Annotated in this window: 15 protein-coding genes; 9 read left to right on the top strand and 6 right to left on the bottom strand. The window is 60.1% G+C overall.

The genetic code is table 11. The annotated features are described in order from the left end of the window. Positions 1-34: 34 nt before the first annotated feature. Positions 35-1,954, bottom strand: coding sequence for a two-component system sensor histidine kinase NtrB (locus AC6RUA_RS10945; RefSeq protein ID WP_499813045.1), 1,920 nt, complete (start codon positions 1,952-1,954; stop codon positions 35-37). Positions 1,955-2,165: 211 nt separating this feature from the next. Between AC6RUA_RS10945 and AC6RUA_RS10950 the strand changes: the two genes are divergently transcribed. After that, positions 2,166-3,140 (top strand): terpene synthase family protein, encoded by a 975-nt coding sequence (locus tag AC6RUA_RS10950; RefSeq protein ID WP_499813046.1) that lies wholly within the window; start codon positions 2,166-2,168, stop codon positions 3,138-3,140. A gap of 126 nt (positions 3,141-3,266) precedes the next feature. Here the strand turns inward: AC6RUA_RS10950 and AC6RUA_RS10955 are convergent, their stop codons facing one another. The 4 genes from AC6RUA_RS10955 to AC6RUA_RS10970 form a co-directional block, all read right to left on the bottom strand. Then, entirely contained in the window at positions 3,267-3,404 is a 138-nt protein-coding gene (locus AC6RUA_RS10955; RefSeq protein ID WP_499813047.1) for a hypothetical protein, read from the bottom strand. A 236-nt stretch (positions 3,405-3,640) separates the two neighbouring features. After that, entirely contained in the window at positions 3,641-3,883 is a 243-nt protein-coding gene (locus AC6RUA_RS10960) for a hypothetical protein (RefSeq protein ID WP_499813048.1), read from the bottom strand. Between the two features lie 762 nt (positions 3,884-4,645). Then, positions 4,646-4,936 (bottom strand): HalOD1 output domain-containing protein, encoded by a 291-nt coding sequence (locus AC6RUA_RS10965; RefSeq protein WP_499813049.1) that lies wholly within the window; start codon positions 4,934-4,936, stop codon positions 4,646-4,648. Positions 4,937-5,953: 1,017 nt separating this feature from the next. Further along, positions 5,954-9,508 (bottom strand): ATP-binding protein, encoded by a 3,555-nt coding sequence (locus tag AC6RUA_RS10970; RefSeq protein ID WP_499813050.1) that lies wholly within the window; start codon positions 9,506-9,508, stop codon positions 5,954-5,956. 293 nt (positions 9,509-9,801) lie between these two features. On the opposite strand from AC6RUA_RS10970, the gene AC6RUA_RS10975 reads away from it, so the two are divergent. The 8 genes from AC6RUA_RS10975 to AC6RUA_RS11010 all read left to right on the top strand — a co-directional run bounded on the left by AC6RUA_RS10975 (position 9,802) and on the right by AC6RUA_RS11010 (position 16,356). Next, complete coding sequence (locus AC6RUA_RS10975; protein ID WP_499813051.1) at positions 9,802-10,272, top strand: MarR family transcriptional regulator; 471 nt, start codon at positions 9,802-9,804, stop codon at positions 10,270-10,272. Positions 10,273-10,381: 109 nt separating this feature from the next. After that, on the top strand, positions 10,382-11,632 hold the full coding sequence (locus AC6RUA_RS10980; protein ID WP_499813052.1) for an RNA-guided endonuclease InsQ/TnpB family protein: 1,251 nt from the start codon (positions 10,382-10,384) through the stop codon (positions 11,630-11,632). 127 nt (positions 11,633-11,759) lie between these two features. Continuing rightward, a complete protein-coding gene (locus AC6RUA_RS10985) occupies positions 11,760-12,101 on the top strand; it encodes a transcriptional regulator FilR1 domain-containing protein (protein ID WP_499813053.1) in 342 nt (113 codons plus the stop codon). 82 nt (positions 12,102-12,183) lie between these two features. Next, a complete protein-coding gene (locus AC6RUA_RS10990; RefSeq protein WP_499813054.1) occupies positions 12,184-13,554 on the top strand; it encodes a selenium-binding protein SBP56-related protein in 1,371 nt (456 codons plus the stop codon). Positions 13,555-13,558: 4 nt separating this feature from the next. After that, entirely contained in the window at positions 13,559-13,882 is a 324-nt protein-coding gene (locus tag AC6RUA_RS10995; protein WP_499813055.1) for a 2Fe-2S iron-sulfur cluster-binding protein, read from the top strand. Between the two features lie 191 nt (positions 13,883-14,073). After that, positions 14,074-14,715: a hypothetical protein gene (locus tag AC6RUA_RS11000; RefSeq protein ID WP_499813056.1), complete on the top strand. Its 642-nt coding sequence runs from the start codon at positions 14,074-14,076 to the stop codon at positions 14,713-14,715. A 902-nt stretch (positions 14,716-15,617) separates the two neighbouring features. Further along, a complete protein-coding gene (locus AC6RUA_RS11005; protein WP_499813057.1) occupies positions 15,618-15,821 on the top strand; it encodes a hypothetical protein in 204 nt (67 codons plus the stop codon). 217 nt (positions 15,822-16,038) lie between these two features. Beyond that, positions 16,039-16,356 (top strand): nickel-binding protein, encoded by a 318-nt coding sequence (locus AC6RUA_RS11010; RefSeq protein ID WP_499813058.1) that lies wholly within the window; start codon positions 16,039-16,041, stop codon positions 16,354-16,356. 130 nt (positions 16,357-16,486) lie between these two features. Here AC6RUA_RS11010 and AC6RUA_RS11015 read toward each other — a convergent pair whose 3' ends face one another. Then, on the bottom strand, positions 16,487-17,305 hold the full coding sequence (locus tag AC6RUA_RS11015) for a helix-turn-helix transcriptional regulator (protein ID WP_499813059.1): 819 nt from the start codon (positions 17,303-17,305) through the stop codon (positions 16,487-16,489). Positions 17,306-17,854: the final 549 nt, after the last annotated feature.

Here is a 17,854-nt window from a genome sequence, read left to right on the forward strand (position 1 = left end):
GACCGAGAACCTCACACGCAACGACCGGCACGATTCAATCAGCGAATTCGACGTCGGTAATCTCGAATCGAGCGCCGTCACTCGCTCCCTCAGTAACCGCGATGTCCCAGCCGTGTGCGTCGGCGATGGTCTTGACGATGTACAGACCGAATCCCGTCCCGTCCTCGTTCGTCGTAAATCCCGGTTCGAACACGGTGTCGCGTTCCGCCTCTGGGATTCCGGGGCCGTCGTCTTCGACTGCGAACCCCCTCTCGAGCCTCTCAATCCGGATGGTCGTGTCCGCGTCACCGTATTGGCGAGCGTTTCGGACTAAATTCTCGAGTAATTCTTGGATTCGACTTCGATGGCCGATGATTGGGTCGAGGTCGGAGTCGACCGTCACAGTCAACGAGTCCTCGATAGAGAGGTCTCGGAGTACATCGGCGAGTGAGACGGGGTCGGTTTCGTCGACTCGTTGACCGTGTCGAGCAAACGTGAGCAGGTCCCCGATCAGGTCGTCCATCCGATCGAGTGCGCGTGTCGCGGCGGTGAGGTGTTCGCTGTCGCAGTCGTCTCGCGCGAGTTCGAGACGACCGGTCGCGACGCTCAGCGGGCTTCGCAGGTCGTGTGCGACGATGCCCGCGAACTCGTCGAGCCGCTCGTTCTGGCGCTGCAACTCGGCCGTTCGCGCCTTTCGTTCGGACACGTCACGCAGAATCCCGGTGAAGAACTGCTGGCCGTGCCGTTCGAACTCCCCGAACGAGACGGCCAACGGAATCTCGGTTCCGTCCCTGTGGAGCCCGGGTAACTCGATCCGAGTCCAATCGAGCTGTCGCTCTCCCGTCTGGAGATATCGATCGATCCCTTCGTGGTGGTCGTGGTGGAACCGGTCGGGCATGAGCGTCGTCAGGGGGGAGTCGCGGAGTTCTGCGGGAGTGTAGCCGAACAACTGCTCGATAGCGGGGTTCGCGTACGTAATGGTACTGGTCGCGTCGATCGTGATAATCGCATCCGACGCCGTCTCCGCGAGCGTCCGGTAGGAGGCTTCGCTCGCTGCGAGTTGCTCGCGCGTCTCGACGGTGTAGAACGAGTACGCGATATTATCGCCCAGTTCTGTGAGCACCTCCCGCGCTTCCTCGTCGATTCGTCGGACTCGGTCGACGTGGACAGTGAGCAGTCCGTACAGGGTATCGTCGTGTTCGAGCGGAACGACGACGAGTGTACGAACACCACTCTCGCGCACCGTCTCGCGCCACGGGTCGAACGCGGGATCCATCTGAATATCCGACGAGACGACGACCGCTCGCTCGGAGAGCGCTCGTTCGTGTGGCGTCGGTGGACGGTCGGTCTCCTCGCCACTGTTCACGTCGATATCACCCAGATATCTATCCTCGACGCCGGCCCACGTTCGAGGCGTGATCCGACTCGTCTCGGAGTCCACCTCGGAGATGGACACGAAGCGAATAGCGTCGAGCCCACCGATGATATCACAGACCTGTGTCTCGATCTCGTCCCACGTAGACGCGCGGATGAGCGCCTGATTGATCTCGCGAAGCACGTCACGAACGTACTCGAGGTACGCGCTACGCTCTCTGGACCGGTGGCTCTCCACCGCATTGATGATTCGATTGGTCAAGAGCGCATACTGGCCGGTATCGCCGTTCTTCTGGAGGTACTCCGTAGCAGCTGCTGTGAGTGCGTCACTCGCGACTGCTTCCGAACCCTCTCCAGTGAACAGGATGAACGGGAGGCTGTCGTCGCGTTTCCGGACAGCGTCGAGAAACGCGAGTCCGTCCATCCCAGGCATCTGATAGTCGCTGACGATACAATCGATGTCGTCGCCAGTGAGTCGGTCGAGCCCGTCCCTGGCGCTCGTCTCGATGACGACATCGAGACGGTCGTCCTCTCGTTCGAGAAACTCAGCGGTCAACTCCGCAACGCTCGACTCGTTGTCGACGTGGAGGACTCGAATCATCTCCTCTCCTGTGACTCATTTGAACCGTATAATGATTATTGAGTTTAGTTCACATTTGGAATTATTAAGCTTCCGACCTCTTCTTCCAGTTGATTCCGATATTGTAGTGAGACGATGCACTACAACCGTCGACATGCATACCTCGTATCAATTATCATATTACGAATGACAGCCGATTACGTTATATCCCGGAACGCGAACCCACAGGTAGATGTCAACAGACCGTCGCCGGGGGACGACGGTTCCGGCGCCACAGGACCTCTGCAGCCGTGAACTACCCCGATCTGTCGAACGCCTCATCGACCAGTACGAGATCGCATTCGGCTGCCGCGACCGCTACATGTGGGGGTGGCTCGACGCGGTCCTGCCCCAGTTCCGACTCGATTCCGTTCCACCTCAGTATGAGGAGCTCGCCGACGAGGGGCGACTCCTCGTCAGTGTGTACGTCACTGCGCTCAACGACCTTTCGGACCGCCGATCGGATTACACTGCCTTCGAGGCCGCCGCTCGGGTCCTGTTCAACGGACCGCCCGAACCGGGAAGCCCCGCGGACGAACCACGCGTCCGACTCGCCGCCTCGGCGTGGGAGACGTTCACCGATCGCCTCGCAGATGCCCCGAATTTCGAGTACTACCTCGCGACGCTCCGGGACGCGCTCGCGGACAGCGCTCGCGCACAGCGTCATTCGAGAACTGTCGCCGAGAACCCTGGGTCGGCCAGCTACGAGGAGTGCTTGACTGTCCAGTCGGCGACGATGTGTATGGACGCGCTCGCGACGGTCGACCTGATGTGTTCGCCCGAGTTCGACCCGAACGACGAACCGGCGCTCAGGGAGGCGATCCGACTGGTCGAACCGCTGGGTCGCATCGGCAACTGGCTGACCACGTGGAAACGAGAACTCTCTGAGGGTGACTTGGCCAACGGAGTCGTCGTACGGGCAGTCGAGGAGGGTGCTGTTTCGCCGTCGGACGTGACTCGCGCCCGAACCGACCCGGGGTTCCGTCCGCTGTTTGGTGAAAAGATCCGCGAGGCTCGTATCGAGCGCAGGATTCATCACGACCGCGAGCGGCGCTACCGGTGCGCTAGCGAGCGTACGTGGGATGTGAATTCGATCGATCTCGACACGTTCGTGAACGCGATGGACACCGTCTGGTCGTACCACGAGGCGAGTTACGGGTACAAGTAGTCGTTCTCTCGTCGCGCCCCCGGCTCCCCGTCCTCAACAGTCTCTTACATTTCGTCAGTGGAGTAGAACTCACTCCGCGAACAGTTATTCGTCCACAACACCGAAGAAGTGCCTCTCAGGCCTGAGTTACCTCTCGTCGGTCTGTTCGAGCCTGGTGAGGATCTTCTCACAGAACGCCGCCTGTTCTGTCTCACCGTTTTCCTCGAACCGATTCTGCAGATCGACGATGATACGGTAGTCTCTGTTAGAGAGTGATACGGTCATATAGTAGTTATTCATGTTGGATTAGAATAAGGATAGCGGCCTAATCCTCGGTGTTGATTCCGACGACACGGTTCGGTACATCTTGGCTGTTTGACTGAATTCGATACGAAAAGCGATACACGAACCACCATCGTTTCTGTTAGCTCACCAGCTTGACTCTCTGGCTGGTGCGTCCCCTGCTCATTTCTACTATTTCTACACGTGGCGGACCAAGTGGCCAGCCCATCGGTCGGCCTTCAGTCAATCATAGGACGCGGTGGGATCCGAATCTCCTCCCCGACCTCGTAGAGATACCCTTTGAGGAGCAGTTGCTCAATCTGTCGGCGAGTCTCCGTTTGTTCGAACTCGCCATCAGTGAGACACTCGACTGCTGTCTCCCAGGTCAGAACTGCATTATCGTCCAGGGTCTCGACGTACTCTTCAAGACGGGTGAGGGCAGTTCGGTTGGTCGGACTCAGCGGCGTCCGCGAGTTCGACATCGGTTGGCTCTAGGAGTGGCTTATAATAGGTTATTCGGGTGTGTCGGACGCGTGTCCCACGCAGGAGGCTTGTCCATCCATCCGCTGGGCCTGTTTTCTCGCCCAGAAGACGGAGGGCTCACAACACGTCTCGTGAGTGTGTTTGGCCGATCAACGACGCTCAACGATACGCCCCACGACCAGAACCAGTTCGAAGCCGAACAGCTCATACAGGACCGAAATACCGCTCATAGTAACTGACGAGAACGGTGTGGATTACCGTCAATCGAGGGTCGAATCGAGTTTCCGCAGCCGACTGCTGCGTGGTGGCGGTGGATCCACCACGCGGCTCCCACCAGCCCGGAACTCGGTGACCACAACCGATTTGCGGTCTATTCGACCGCATCTACTCAGACGAACTACCAAGATATATGTGTATGCGTCGACTGATAGCATCTATCATTCAGATTATTTGAATCACGGTAATCGAGGGGGAGATCCGCATCGGCGTCGACACCTAGACGCGGTTCGTCTGTCGGGAGGAACAAGATGGGCGATGAAATTATTGACGAGGCGACGTGGACCCCACCCAAACGAGCCTTTCAGATTATAGAGGGTAAAACCCCCGCGCGACAGGGAAGCCGCGCGGCCTCTGACATGGACTGCGGTCGGCCATTGGACAGTTGGGCAATTAAATCCCGCTGTCACTCTTCTGCACTCATCTCCGCTATCTCGGCGTGTTAGGTCGTCGTCTTACTGAGCCTACAGAAGAAACGAGTTCTCTTAGTCACTCGCACTGGTTTGACCCAGAGTGTCAGGCTTGACGACCTCAAGCCGGCCATTCGCGTAGGCGGTCACCTCACACCCCTCTACAGAAAACGTCACTCGACCGCCGTTCTCTCGTGCTGTCGTGGTAGTCGATGCAAAGAGCCTGTCTAACGCATCTGGATCGATGGCGTCATGTATCGGTCCGATCGTCGTCGGATCGCGATCGAGCACTTTAGCGACCGCCGTGACGACGCTCACGCTCACACTCTCTAGTGCAGCCTCTGAGTCCACGACTAGGGCTGTCATGGATCCTTGTTTGTGAACAACTCACAAAGTAATTTCCCCCAATTATCACACGCACTTATATCTGAATTCTACACTCCGAGGCCCCCTCGATAACGACACAGGAACACAACTCGGAGAGATGCGAGTCGATAATATGTCCTCCAGGACTGGTTATGTAGCGGAACCAGACTTCGCTAACCGGCCTTGAAACTAGACGAGTAACGATCTTAGAACGGCTGCGGATACCCACGTCCACTCGTTATGAACTGCTATTGCCCTGGTGAGGTGGACCTCATCTCGTCGCCGTTTCGCTCCCATTTTTACCCCGACCTGTTCCCCGTCCCCTCATCCTCGTGTTTCTACTTTTATCTCGGGTTCCTTCGTTGTGGTTGAGTTGGGCGGCTTCGGGGTGACTTCCTCTACATCGATATCTTGACCAGCGACACCGCTCTCTGAAATCACAGATGGCAAGCTGTATTCGTCGTTCCGTTATACGGTAGAGTGACTTCCAAGTCCTCTACCGGAAGTAGAGCATTACCTGAGATTACATACATCGATAGAGGTCGGATTACTCCGAGCTAGTCACCTCTGCACTCGTTGGTGTGTTGAACGAGAATGGCGTACCCGCAATCATACGATTTTGTTTGACCGACCTGACGATGTGGAGCCCACCGATGGAGTCGCCGGTCGTCACCACACGTTTGATCAGGGGGGTATGGGAGACCTCCTCGTTGGAACCTATTCGGTCCAGCGGACGGTCCACGACCCGATCCAGTCACATACGGATTGCGGTCGGCACAACAGCACTCTCCCAACACAGGTGATGCACGCCGTCTCGGGAGTGGCCACGAACGCCAGCATAGAACCACGTGACGTGCCTATTCCGCTTCGAACTTCCGACGAGATCTGCGCTATATATCATCACTATCACTGAATCTATCGCTGATCGATGGGTTCTACGTCGGCCTCTGCCGTGCGTGTCTGGTCGGTTATCCATCGACGATGTTGCCAGCGGAGGATCGACGGGTCGCACCGCACTCATCGATCGATTCGGTCGCGCAGCCACTCGGCAGGATACATCGCCGTCAGGCCGGGTGTGTCGATCCGGAACTGCTGGGGTGGCGTCGTCCCCGCATAGGTCTTCTCGACACGTGGTTCGCCCTCCGGAGGGTTGTTCAGTGCCCGGAGGACGTCGTGCCCCTCGGACTGGGTCATCACGACCCAGATCGCCTCTTCGACATCACAGGCGGCGATCTTATCGAAGTCCTCGGGGACCGCGCGCAGGACGTCGTTGTTCACCCGCTCGGCTTCTACTGCAACGACGATCTCGCCCTCGTGATCCAGTCCTGCGACGTCGAGGCGATGCTGGTCATCCAGTTCGTAGTAGGGGACGACCTCGACGACAGCCGAGTCTGGCTCGTCGACGTACTGCCGGTCGAGATACTGCGCGGCCACCTCGACCGCAAAAATATGCTGGCTCGACTCTCCAAGATCGCCCGCCCCATGCCCGTAGTCGACGCCCTGGCGATATCCCTCGCCGATCACGGTGCGGCCGTCGGGCGTCACCGAATAGAGGCGATGCGGGTGGTCGGTATCGTGTCGAAGTAGGTCGGCGTCGATGAGGTCTTGCAGCGGCTCGGAGTCGATCCCGATGTACTCCTGCAACCTGAGCATCGAGTCGTAGAGCAGGTCGTATTCGAGCGGGTCGTACCGCACCTGCTGGGCGTTGTAGACCGCCTGCAGGAACATGAGCTGGTGATCTGTCCACTCGGAAGCCCGCCGTTCATCTGGTGTGAGTTTGAGATGCAGATCGCAGATGGGGACGTCGTCTCGCTCTACACTATCGAGCGACGAACAACACGCGATCGCGCGTTTCATGCCCTGGATATCTGGATCGTACCGATTTCCGCAGGCCCTACACTGGAGTGCGTGACTCGCGGCGACGTACTCGACGGTCGGCGGCATCCGATTCGTGTGTGGCAGTGCCGAGTCCACCCGCACCTGTGGAGTCTCGGACTCATCTTCTGTCTCCTCGTCGTGTGTGGCGGCACTCGGCTCGCCAAGCGTCAGACCCGACTCGGCGAGTGTCCGCTCGTGAACGTGCTTCAGAGCACCGTCGAACGTTCGCTGCTCGGCGGGGGTGAGTGGTCGACTCCCAGCCGGGTCGCCTGGTGGCGGCGACACCGAGCCAACGAGAAACGGTCGTGGCTCGGGTGCGTCGAACGCCGCCGGGAGGCTGACGAGCCACTGTCCGCGACGGAGTGCGCGGAGGCGGTTGCCCACGGCCTGTGGATCCATCTCGTCGGTCGCGAGGCGTTCGGCCAGCCGACGGTCGACGGGGACGTTTCCGGTGACGAACGTCGAGATGTTGTTCAGGACTTCGTCGTAGACGTCCTCCCCGTCACCCCGGAGTTGGGCGGGGAACTGCATCGAGAGGGTGACCGAGCAGTCGAACCCACGCGACTGGGCGAGCAGCTCTTTCAGGAGGTCAGAGACGGCGATGCTCGCGGCCTCTTCGACGTAGAGGTTCACGAGGGGATGAGATGTATCGGTCGCTCCACGCCGCGACCGACGCCGCAGTGCCGTCCAGAGGTTCGAGAGGATGACCAGCGTGAGGACACGCTGAGCCTCGGTGCGGAGCTCGCCCGTATCGAAGACGATCACCACGTCTTCGTTCAGGTGCTCTGCGAGGTCGAAGTGTGGGTCCTCATCCCCATCTTCGGGGACGTGATTGAAGATGCGTGCGAGGCGCCGGTCGACCGGGATTTTCTCCATCCGATTCGCAACCCCCTGCATGATCTCGTCGAACGACTGCGCACGATTCGCGACGACACCTGCCAGCATCCGTTCGAGATCGGAATCTGCCACGGCCGGGGCGGCCTGGCGCTCGTGCATCGTCCGCTCGGCGCTGTGGAGATCGCGGTGTGAGAACGCCTCATATCCATTGACCGGGTCGAACATCGCTTTCACCAGATATCGAATCACGTCCGGCGACCGAACCGCCCGGTCGAAGCGCTCGCGACCCATGATCTGGGTGAGGATCTCGAGATAGTGATCGACCGTATCCTCGACCGCCGTGGTTCGGGGAACACCCGCAGCGAGTTCGTCGCGAATATCGAAGAAGGAGAACGCCGGTAGCATCGCCGCGCAGTCGAAATACAGGACGTTCTCCAGCGTCCCGTGGGTCGCGTAGTGTGCTCGGAGGTACTCAGTGGCCATTCCGTCGCCCTTCGGGTCGATCAGAATGTCCGCCCCATTCGTGGCTGTGTGGTTCTCGAGAAGCGCGTTGATCAGACTCGTCGACTTGCCCGAGCCCGTCTTCCCGAACCAGCCGACGTGTAACGGCTGGAGGGCGGGCGGCACCACGAGCGGGTGGTCGTCAGGTGTGCCATCCTGTGTGAGTGGGGCTCCGAGGAGGAGACCCGTTCCACGGTAGGCTGCGAGCTGTTCGAACGGGGGGCGGGGGAGGGCCGTGCGCTCGCCCGGCGTCGGTGCGACTGCACGACCGCCAGCCGTGGTGAGGGCAGCCCCACCGAGGAGACAGAAATTCGCAACCTCCGTCGCATCGGCGACGATTCCCCGACTGCGATTGTGTGCCCACGGGAGCCGTGTGCGAAGCCGTTCGTATCTCGGTGGGTGAATCGTTCGGTCACGAATCGCCTCGACGACCGCCTGGCTCTCTGTCCCGGTAGCGACGCGACTCTCGATTTCGTAGCAGGTGTGGCTCACGTCGGCGAACGCCGACGCAAGTTCGCGGACTGCTCGCTCGGCGGTGCTCTGGTCAGTCCCGATGGCGACGACCCGTGCGTTGACGACGAACGACCGGCGAGCGTCGCGCACTTCGAGTTCTTCGAGTCGAGTCACGTCCCCTGCAGGGATCGACGCCTCGTCGTCAGCTGGCCCGAACACGACAGTCGCGAACTGGTCACCGAGCGTGTCCTGATTCGCCTCGATCGCAGCGCGGCGTTCCTCGGCACGGCGTGACCAGTCGGGCAGGGGCTGGAGAAGCGCCTGATACACCATCGGGCACTCGTGTGTCGCCATCGTTTCGACGATCGCCGTCAGTGGAACGCGACCCTGATCGTCTTCGTGAAATGTAGCGAACGGTGTGAGTTGTGTTTGCCAATCGCGTCGCCGCTCGGCGTGTCCCTGAAAGCTGACTGCAGCAGTCGGTTCATCAGCTGTGTCCAAGAGCGAGCCGAGCTGTCCGCCTAGCTGGGCCGTCCGCTCGAGTTCGTACGAGTCGGGAAGCAACCCGCGGAGGAGGCGTTCGAGCGTGGCGACCGTGTCTGCGTCTGTGTCCGTGTCCGCATCGTCAATCCCGAACGCATAGGTGAGCGAGTCGTCCGTACCACCTGTGGAGACGAGCAGGCACTCGATCGTTGGCCGTGACGACGCGCGGTTCAACAGGGTATCGAGACGGCTCATTCTGACCGTCTGCCCGAGCTGGTGGAGTCGACAAATGTGCGTCTTGATAGTCTCGACGGCGAGCGGATCGTCGGTCGGCTGGACACGAAGGTAGGGTCGCGTCGACTCGATGAGGACAGGGAGGTCAGGTGCCTCGGCGTCGGTGGTCGGGTCGGAATGCGGCATGGGAGCCTCGGACCACTATTTCGATGGCAGTCCGGTGTGGCAATTCAGCGTTCGAGGCGTATCTCATAAATCACGGTTCTGCGGAGGTGATAGGTATTGCTCGGTGGGCATTCAGCGGGGCCGACGATGTGCTGGGCTACCCCTACTCCCGTTCTCGCCAGTGCGGGGAGTCCGCGCGCCGACGCACCGATTCTGTGATACTCGTGAGTCTGTCGTCACATTCGGAATCGTGCTTGTCGGCTCGCGTGGCCGAACGGCTATATCTCCCACTGATGAATGTGGTACCGTGTCACATGACCCTCGTCGACCTCCTCGGTGCTCCACTCGAGGAACTCGAATTCCTCGCGCGGTCGCCGAATCGTATTCGGGTGCTTGAGGAACTGACTCGCGGGCCGAGTGAGCGATACGATCTGGAGGAGTCGACGGGTGTGACGCGCGCGACACTCGGGCGCATCCTCGACGATTTCGAAGCGCGGGGCTGGGTCACTGAACAGGATCGACAGTACGAAGCCACTCACCTCGGCGCGTACGTCTCACGGGAGATGATCCGGTTTCTCGAGCGCTTCGAGCCGGTTCCCCCGCTCAACGAGGTGGCACAGTGGTTCCCCGCGGAGGGGTTCGATTTCGACCTCGGACACCTCGCTGGAGCGCGAATCGTTCGCGCGACGAAGACCGCTCCGCTCGCTCCAACAACACACATCTCGAATCGGATTCAGCGTAATCCAAGGTGGAGCCTCCGGCCTCAAGGAGCGACCGAAGCGTAGCAAAGGGAGCGAGTAGGCCGGAGAGGGAACCGACATGGCACGACACAACCGGCATACTCCGACTGACCGACTCTCGAGCCTATAAGTACCGTTGCCCCTACTCTGAAGTATGGAGGTGCGTCGAACCGCCGTCGTGAAACTCGCCGTTTCCGACGAGCAACGCGACGCACTCCACCGAACCGCCGAGCAATACCTGTACTGCGCGAACCGAACCGCCGACTACTGTTGGTCCGACACCTCCTACACCGAGTGCAAGACCAACAAACGGCAAGTGCGGGACGCGCTCTACTCCGAACTTCGAGAGGGGACGGACCTACAGGCACAACTCGTCCAAGCCGCCATCAAACGCGCCGTCGAAGCCATCAAAGGCGTTGTCGAACGCTGGAAGAAGGGACAGCGCGTCTCTTGTCCCACGTTCACCGCCGAGACGATGGACTACGACACTCGGAGCGCGACCTTCTACCGCAACAAGATGTCGCTGGCAACCGTCGAGGGCCGGGTCGAACCCACGTTCATCCTCCCGGCAGACAGCCCCACGCCCTACGAGCGATACGTTCTCTCCGAGGACTACGAGTTCCGTGAGAGTACACTACGGTACGACGCGACAACCGACGAGTTCTACCTCAACATTTCAACACGGCGGATAGACGGCGACGACGTAGAGGTTTCGGCAGATACTGGGCACCCCGACCAAACGGTCCTCGGTATCGACCTCGGCGTCAACTCACTCGCCGTCTCCTCGACCGGCACGTTCTGGCAAGGAGACGACTACGACCATTGGTGCCGCGAGTTCGAGAAGCGACGTGGAGAGATGCAACAGCGCGGTACCCAAGCCGCGCACAACGCCTTACTTCGCCTCGGAAAGCGCGAAGAAGCGTGGCGGAAACAGTACATCCACACGGTCGCCAACGAACTCGTCGCGGAAGCCGTCGAACACGACTGCAACGTTATCGTGTTCGAGGACCTAACCGACATACGCGAGCGTCTTCCACAGGCACAGTGGCACCATGTATGGACGTTCCGTCGCCTGTTCGAGTACGTCGAGTACAAAGCACCAGAACACGGTGTCTCCGTGGAGCGAGTTGCGCCGAACCACACGTCCCAACGCTGTTCTCGGACGGACTGTGGGTTCACGCATGAGGACAACCGCCACGGAGACTACTTCAAGTGCCAGAAGTGCGGGTACGAGGTGAACGCGGACTACAACGGTGCGAAGAACATCGGGCTACGCTACGCTCGAACGCGAATCCACAAACTCCGCTCCTCGCCCAAGTCGGGGAGTGGAGACGCAGAAGTAGACCTGCGTGTGAATGGTGGGACGTTGAACGGCGAGAGTTACCGGCCTGTTGCTGGCGACTAATCGCCGGGAGTCCACATCAAATCCCCACCCCCAAGGACCGAGGCGCGGAGCGCCGAGGGAGTAGGGTGGGGTAGTTTACACTGCCGAGAGTATTCGCCTCCTCACGTATTCCGTTCTCCCAGGCATTATGGAGGTGTGCTGGCGCGGTACGGTCGATGGCGATCTCGCCCTCGAGAGCGTGCTCGATAGCGCTGCGCTCGAACGCTTTGGGACCAATCCGCAGATGGTCGACCAGGCCCGAGAGATGGTCGAGACGGACACGTTCGAGATCTTTCTCTCCCAGGCGGAGATCCCCTCGACCGTGTTCGTCGTCGACGACGTCGTCTTGCTGTGTCTCTCTGGTGGTGAGGGAGCACCGCTCGCGGTGATCGAAACCGACGATGAAGTGATTCACTCGTGGGCCGACTCACTGGTCGATGAGCACCGTCGCGACGGTGAGCGACTGGATCCATCTCTGTTCACGGCGTGAGAGTCGCTTACACTGTGTGAGACGCTCAGCGCGAGTGTATATCGGGGTTTCATCGAGACTAGTGGGTGCGGAGAGAGCACCTATGGCAACCGACCACTACCACGACCATGGAACCGATGGGCCCGGCTATCCGACGCCGCAGGCCGCAATCGAAGAATCAGCCCCCGAGACGCTCGCGTACGTGATGGGACTGTACACCGGAACGGACATCGATGCACCCGACTTTCTCGCGGTCGTCGACCTCGACCCGGATTCGGCGACGTATACCGATATCATCGAACGAGTCGAGCTGCCGACCCGAGGGGACGAACTCCACCACTTCGGGTGGAACGCCTGCTCGTCATCGTGTCATGTCGGCGGGCTTGAACGGCGATATCTCGTCGTTCCCGGCTTCCGTTCGTCGCGACTCCATATCGTCGACACGAAACACCGGCGCAATCCCGAACTCACGCGGGTTATCGAGCCAGAAGCGGTATTCGAATACGACCTTTCGGCGCCGCACACGACTCACTGCATCCCCGACGGTGAGATCCTGATCAGCATGCTCGGGAACGCCGACGGCGAGTTGCCCGGTGGCTTTCTCGAACTCGATGCGGACTTCGAGATCGCGGGTCGGTGGGACCCTCCCGGTGAGATCGGGATGAACTACGACTTCTGGTATCAGCCGCGGCACGACGTGATGGTCTCGAGCGAACTCGCCGCGCCGTCGACGTTCTTCCCAGGATTCGACTTCGACGACGTCGAGGCCGGGAAGTACGGCCAGCGACTCCACATCTGGGATTGGACCGAGCGGACAGTCACGCAGACGCTCGAACTCGGTGAGGAGGGGTTCGTCCCGCTGGAAGTTCGCTTTCTTCACAGCCCTGAGTCGGCACACGCCTACGTCGGCGCCGCCCTCTCCTCGAACATCCTCCACCTCTCACAGACGGGTGAGGAGTGGACGGCCGAGACGGTGATCGATATCGACGCTCGCGAGCACGACGCGTGGGAGATGCCGATGCCCGGGCTCACGACCGATCTCGTCGTCTCGATGGACGACCGCTACCTCTTTTGTAGCAACTGGCTCCACGGTGACGTTCGCATGTACGATATCAGCGATCCCGCGACTCCTCGCCTCGTCGATCAGGTCTGGGCGGGTGGGTATTTCGGCGACCAACAGCCGATCGATGGCGAGCGCGACGTGATCGGCGGGCCGCAGATGCTCCAGTTAAGTCTCGACGGTGAGCGCCTCTACTGGACGACATCGCTGCTCTCGAGTTGGGATAATCAGTTCTACCCCGAGGAGGCCGAGCGAGGGTCGGTGATGCTCAAAGCCGATGTCGACCCACGGGCGGGAACGATGACGCTCGACGAGGAATTCCTCGTCGACTTCGGCGACCTCCCCGCAGGGCCGGCGCGTGCACACGAGATTCGATGGCCCGACGGTGATTGCACGAGCGACGTGTGGCAATAGTGCGATGGCCGCTCGCTATGACATCGTCTTGAGGTGGCAGGCCGGGCGCAAGGAGACGGTCCGTGCGAGCACGAGTGAGACGGTCCTCGATGCCGCCGAGGCCGCGGGGGTGGCGCTGCCGTTCGGCTGCAGAACGGGCGCGTGTGCGACCTGTGTCGGCCGTCTCCTCGACGGACGTATCTCGTACGAGCGTCCTCCGAGAGCGCTGCATCCCCGACACAGCCGGGCGGGATACATCCTCTGTTGTCTTGCTCGGCCGCAGAGTGACTGTCGGGTCGCGGTTGGGTCGGATATCCACGCCGAGTTGGTCGTGAACCCATGGGAGTGACTCGGTCAGCCGATGCCTGTTCGGAGGTGAGCGTTTTCACCGTGCGGCCCGGGGTTCGACACGAGACACCCGGCCAGCGTCTGTGGTTTGGGTGGCGACTTCTCGCTCGGTTCGGTGTCAGTGTCTGGTGTCTGGTTGGGTTTTCGACGACAGCGAGCGCTCACGGGACTGGCGACGCCGGTGGCATTCCAGTGACGTTCGGTGTCGTCGTCGGACTGCCAGTCGTTGCCGGTCTTCTCGGCGGGCTTGGTGCGAGCAGATATCGATCCTCCGATCGTCTGACCGTAGTGGACGGAACGTTTGGCCGACAACTCACACTCGGCGTCTTGTTGATCGCTCTCGGCGGCACGCTCGTCGGCGGCGCGCTACTGGCACAGCCACTGCTCGGGCTCGGTAGCGCGGCTGTGGGGATCATCGCGATGCGCTGGGCGACTCGACGGACGACCGCTCCTCCCTCGGGCTGTTCGGATCACGCTCACCTCACCTGCAGCGCAATCGGAGCGCATCGAGTCCTCGAGGGGCTCACGCTGGGGGCGCTGTACGCTACTGGCGCCGTTGTCGGACTCGCCGGCGCGCTCGTTCTGGCTGGTCACGCCGCCCTCGAAACGGCGGCAGTCGGTGGTTCGTACGTGTCCACCCCAGTGTGGGCGCGTGCCGCGGTCGTCCTCGTTCAGGTCTGTTATGCTGTGGGGGCTCTCTGCGGCCTCACTCTCGCGTGGATGATTCCACTACAGATTCGAGTTGCCGTCCTCGCCCTCGTGGGTGGGGCCGTTCTTGGAGCTGGGGTCTCGACGTATCCCGCAACCAGTGATCTGGTCCGAGAGGGTTGCTGAACACACAGCGCGTCTCAAAACACGGGCCAGCCGGAGGCGGTTGCACTCGAGCGTCAGCTTACCGTCGATCACCGTCTCGCTTCTATATGGGACCGACTTCACCCGGTAAGGTTATCGCCAAGGACTGGACGACGCTACAGGATCTGTTGGACCAAGGTGTCTGGAACGAGGAACTTGACCAGTATCGTTCTGTCTGCCTTCCTTGTCGCTCTCGCGACCGTCGCGACCGACCCGTTCAGCGTGATGATCGGTGGTTCGGCGTTCGTGGAGGCGACACTCTTGCTCCCCTCTCTCGCGATTCTCCTCGCAGTCGCCAGACTCGGGTTCGCTGTGTTCGCGCGGCGAGACCGTGAGTGGGGTGTCATCACGCGGATTCACTACACGACCCTAGTCGTGGCTGCACTGGTCGTCGTTTGGCAACTGACGTCTGGGAGTTCCTCCCTGTGTAGGCGGTCACGGAGGCAGGTGATCGATGTGGACACGGTTTCCCGGTCGTCGTGCACCGTCTCTCCCCTCTTTCTCCTTCCTGTGCTCACTCACTGCTCTGGACCGTCTTGGCCGACACTGACGTGATCCATCCCATCGTCTCGGAGATTTATCACACCCAGGAGGGGTGCAGGTGTTCAACAGGTGCACGAACGCTACAGACAGTGGCTCACGTCTCGACTACGACCACGCGTGTCCCAGTGGCTCGTCGGATCTCCACCGACTGACTCGCCGTGGGCATCTCACTGCTCACACCCGATGTGTGACCGTTCGATCTGCGTAATCGGCACGGAGATCCTCCACTCGTGTGAGTTCTGCGGGGCAGTGCTGGATCGCAGACCGCTTCCAGATCCGACTGGCATGATGATGGTCTCCATCGATACCCCGAGTGAGCGCCAGCGGATCGCGAGGACACAATGAGACAGATCGCGCTCGAGTACCGGACACAGGACGAGATACGACATCGTGTCGTTTATCAGGTGATGAGGGATGATCCTCGATGGGTGCGCTCCGAGGACGTGTACGAGGACGGCCGATGGCGGCGCCGCGGCCGTGAATTCATCTCTCCGCCGACGTTCGCCGTTCGCCCAGTAACGGACGACCCGTCTGCTGAGTACTGAGCGCGGCGTCAGTCCTGTACGTGAGTACAGAGTGAACCAAAGAACGACAACTCCCAACGGAATCGTTTCGATGGGTGGGAGCATCCCTATCTTCGGGACAATCCCGGAGAGTAGCTACATATCTCCACCCCGCATACGGTTTTTTAATGTCTCACCGAGACAACCTGATGGCAGAACGTATCGTCGAACCACAGCTACCGCCCCGGGAGGAAGACTGATGACCGACCATGAGTTGGAGGACTTCCTCATCCTACGACTACTGGACCAGCCCGTGACCCACGCCGAACGAGAACGCGCCAGCGAGCGGTCAGTCGCGGCGCTAGATACTGTTCGTGACGCCGGCACTGACATCGAGTGGGTTGAGTCAGAGGTCATGACCAATGTTGACGATGAGGTCACTGGCACCCTCTGTCACTTCAAGGCGGAACACGAGGACGCGCTACGCGACCACGCCGACTGTGCGGGGCTCCCGATAACGCGAATTGAGCGCCGTGGCCAGTCGGTCAAGGGTCCGTATCAATCTCCAGACTCGTAGTGGGGCTTGCGAGACGCGTTAGCGAAGTTCAGAGGGCCAATGTGAACTCGTCCAACTGATCGACCGTTCTTTCGCCGACAATCCATTCCAAACAGATCTCAGTCGATCTCACATAGTCACGCACCTTCGATCATTCGGCTCTGGTCTCCATGGTCTCTCTCAGCGCCTTCGGATTAAATCGCTCCAGGTGAACCCCTTCGTTCCAGTAGGAGTCGAAGATCGTCTCTGCCCATTCGCGGGCCTCATTCGATTCTGTGTCGACGAAGGCCCGAGGAATCCCTGTGTCTGAATCCCGGACGCCGATACCAATGTAGTCGTCTAGGACGACCAATCCGAAAGGGAGCCTCTCGTGTAGCCGCATTTCGAGAAACTCGCTCGCACACAATTCGACGCATTTTGCCGGGTAGTTCTCCATGATATCCTCGGCAATGTTGGGACGTTCGATGACTACTGCCCGCATTCCGCCGAGTATCCGTCCATGTATCTCATCGATGTAGGTCGGTGCAATAGCATACGAGTCGAACATGCGCAACGAGTCTGAATCTTGGACGAGTGACACAAACCGCGCCAGCGGGCCGAAAGGATCGCCTTGATCCGCAGACGTGACAGTCGCGTCAGCAAAGGCCTCGATGGGACAGGGGGGGTCGGTCCCGGAAATCGCTTCGAACACAGGAGCGAGACGAGTGGTCGTGTTCATCTCTTTTTCATACGCCGCAACGACATCGGCGACCGCTTGTCCGAACTCCGTGAGCACGAAGTCCCCATCTAATTTCTTGAGCAGACCTTGTTCTGCCAGCGATTTCGTGTTCCGGTGAGCAGTCGATTTCGAGATACCGAGCCGATTCTCTAACTCGTGACGAGCCAGAGGTTCCTCTCGCAGCGCGGCGAGCATCGGTGCTCGCTTGACGGCCTCGATGAGTATGTCAGAGCCGTCTGGTTCAGAATTCATCATGCGGTATCCCACGCACTCTGTCTATAATAATCGATGCTCACATCTACCGAAATTCGAGGGTCGAGGGTGAACCCTGTCTCCGTTTCGGCTCGAAATAGAGAGTGGTTTGCTACCGAGTTCCTCTGTAGAGCTAGAGAGCTGATCCGTGGTACTCGTCAAGGCGGCGTGGGCGTACATTGTGAGGAAAGCAGAGTGCATCGGTTCGCATCCAACAAACTATCATATATTGTGGTATTTGGGTTGTGCGCTCTGTATTCGGTATGACCGGTGAGAACTGTCATTAGATGAGGGGTTCGACAAAGCTCCCGCACGTCATGCTGGATCCATTCTGTTTGTCGCGCGCGGTTCCTCCCCCAGTTGTGAGTATTTCAACAAGACCACCTCAATCCACAGTTCGACGAGTCCCTCGTCGGTGTGATCTTGATTTCTGGGATCGGCGGGTACCACTACTCGTTTGCGCCATTCGATGAATCGTGGGGTCGGGGTTGAGTCGGTCTTTCGGGCCTCTCGGCAGGCATGGAGGACCGCTCTCCTGTTGGCGGCTTG

The sequence above is a fragment of the Halorarum sp. SLYT50 genome, assembly GCF_059821265.1.

What these genes read in the sequence shown, in the direction of transcription:
- AC6RUA_RS10945 (WP_499813045.1), bottom strand. Translation starts at nt 1,954, where the DNA reads ATGATTCGAGTCCTCCACGTCGACAACGAGTCGAGCGTTGCGGAGTTG.
- AC6RUA_RS10950 (WP_499813046.1), top strand. Translation starts at nt 2,166, where the DNA reads ATGTCAACAGACCGTCGCCGGGGGACGACGGTTCCGGCGCCACAGGAC.
- AC6RUA_RS10955 (WP_499813047.1), bottom strand. Translation starts at nt 3,404, where the DNA reads ATGACCGTATCACTCTCTAACAGAGACTACCGTATCATCGTCGATCTG.
- AC6RUA_RS10960 (WP_499813048.1), bottom strand. Translation starts at nt 3,883, where the DNA reads ATGTCGAACTCGCGGACGCCGCTGAGTCCGACCAACCGAACTGCCCTC.
- AC6RUA_RS10965 (WP_499813049.1), bottom strand. Translation starts at nt 4,936, where the DNA reads ATGACAGCCCTAGTCGTGGACTCAGAGGCTGCACTAGAGAGTGTGAGC.
- AC6RUA_RS10970 (WP_499813050.1), bottom strand. Translation starts at nt 9,508, where the DNA reads ATGCCGCATTCCGACCCGACCACCGACGCCGAGGCACCTGACCTCCCT.
- AC6RUA_RS10975 (WP_499813051.1), top strand. Translation starts at nt 9,802, where the DNA reads ATGACCCTCGTCGACCTCCTCGGTGCTCCACTCGAGGAACTCGAATTC.
- AC6RUA_RS10980 (WP_499813052.1), top strand. Translation starts at nt 10,382, where the DNA reads ATGGAGGTGCGTCGAACCGCCGTCGTGAAACTCGCCGTTTCCGACGAG.
- AC6RUA_RS10985 (WP_499813053.1), top strand. Translation starts at nt 11,760, where the DNA reads ATGGAGGTGTGCTGGCGCGGTACGGTCGATGGCGATCTCGCCCTCGAG.
- AC6RUA_RS10990 (WP_499813054.1), top strand. Translation starts at nt 12,184, where the DNA reads ATGGCAACCGACCACTACCACGACCATGGAACCGATGGGCCCGGCTAT.
- AC6RUA_RS10995 (WP_499813055.1), top strand. Translation starts at nt 13,559, where the DNA reads ATGGCCGCTCGCTATGACATCGTCTTGAGGTGGCAGGCCGGGCGCAAG.
- AC6RUA_RS11005 (WP_499813057.1), top strand. Translation starts at nt 15,618, where the DNA reads ATGAGACAGATCGCGCTCGAGTACCGGACACAGGACGAGATACGACAT.
- AC6RUA_RS11010 (WP_499813058.1), top strand. Translation starts at nt 16,039, where the DNA reads ATGACCGACCATGAGTTGGAGGACTTCCTCATCCTACGACTACTGGAC.
- AC6RUA_RS11015 (WP_499813059.1), bottom strand. Translation starts at nt 17,305, where the DNA reads ATGAATTCTGAACCAGACGGCTCTGACATACTCATCGAGGCCGTCAAG.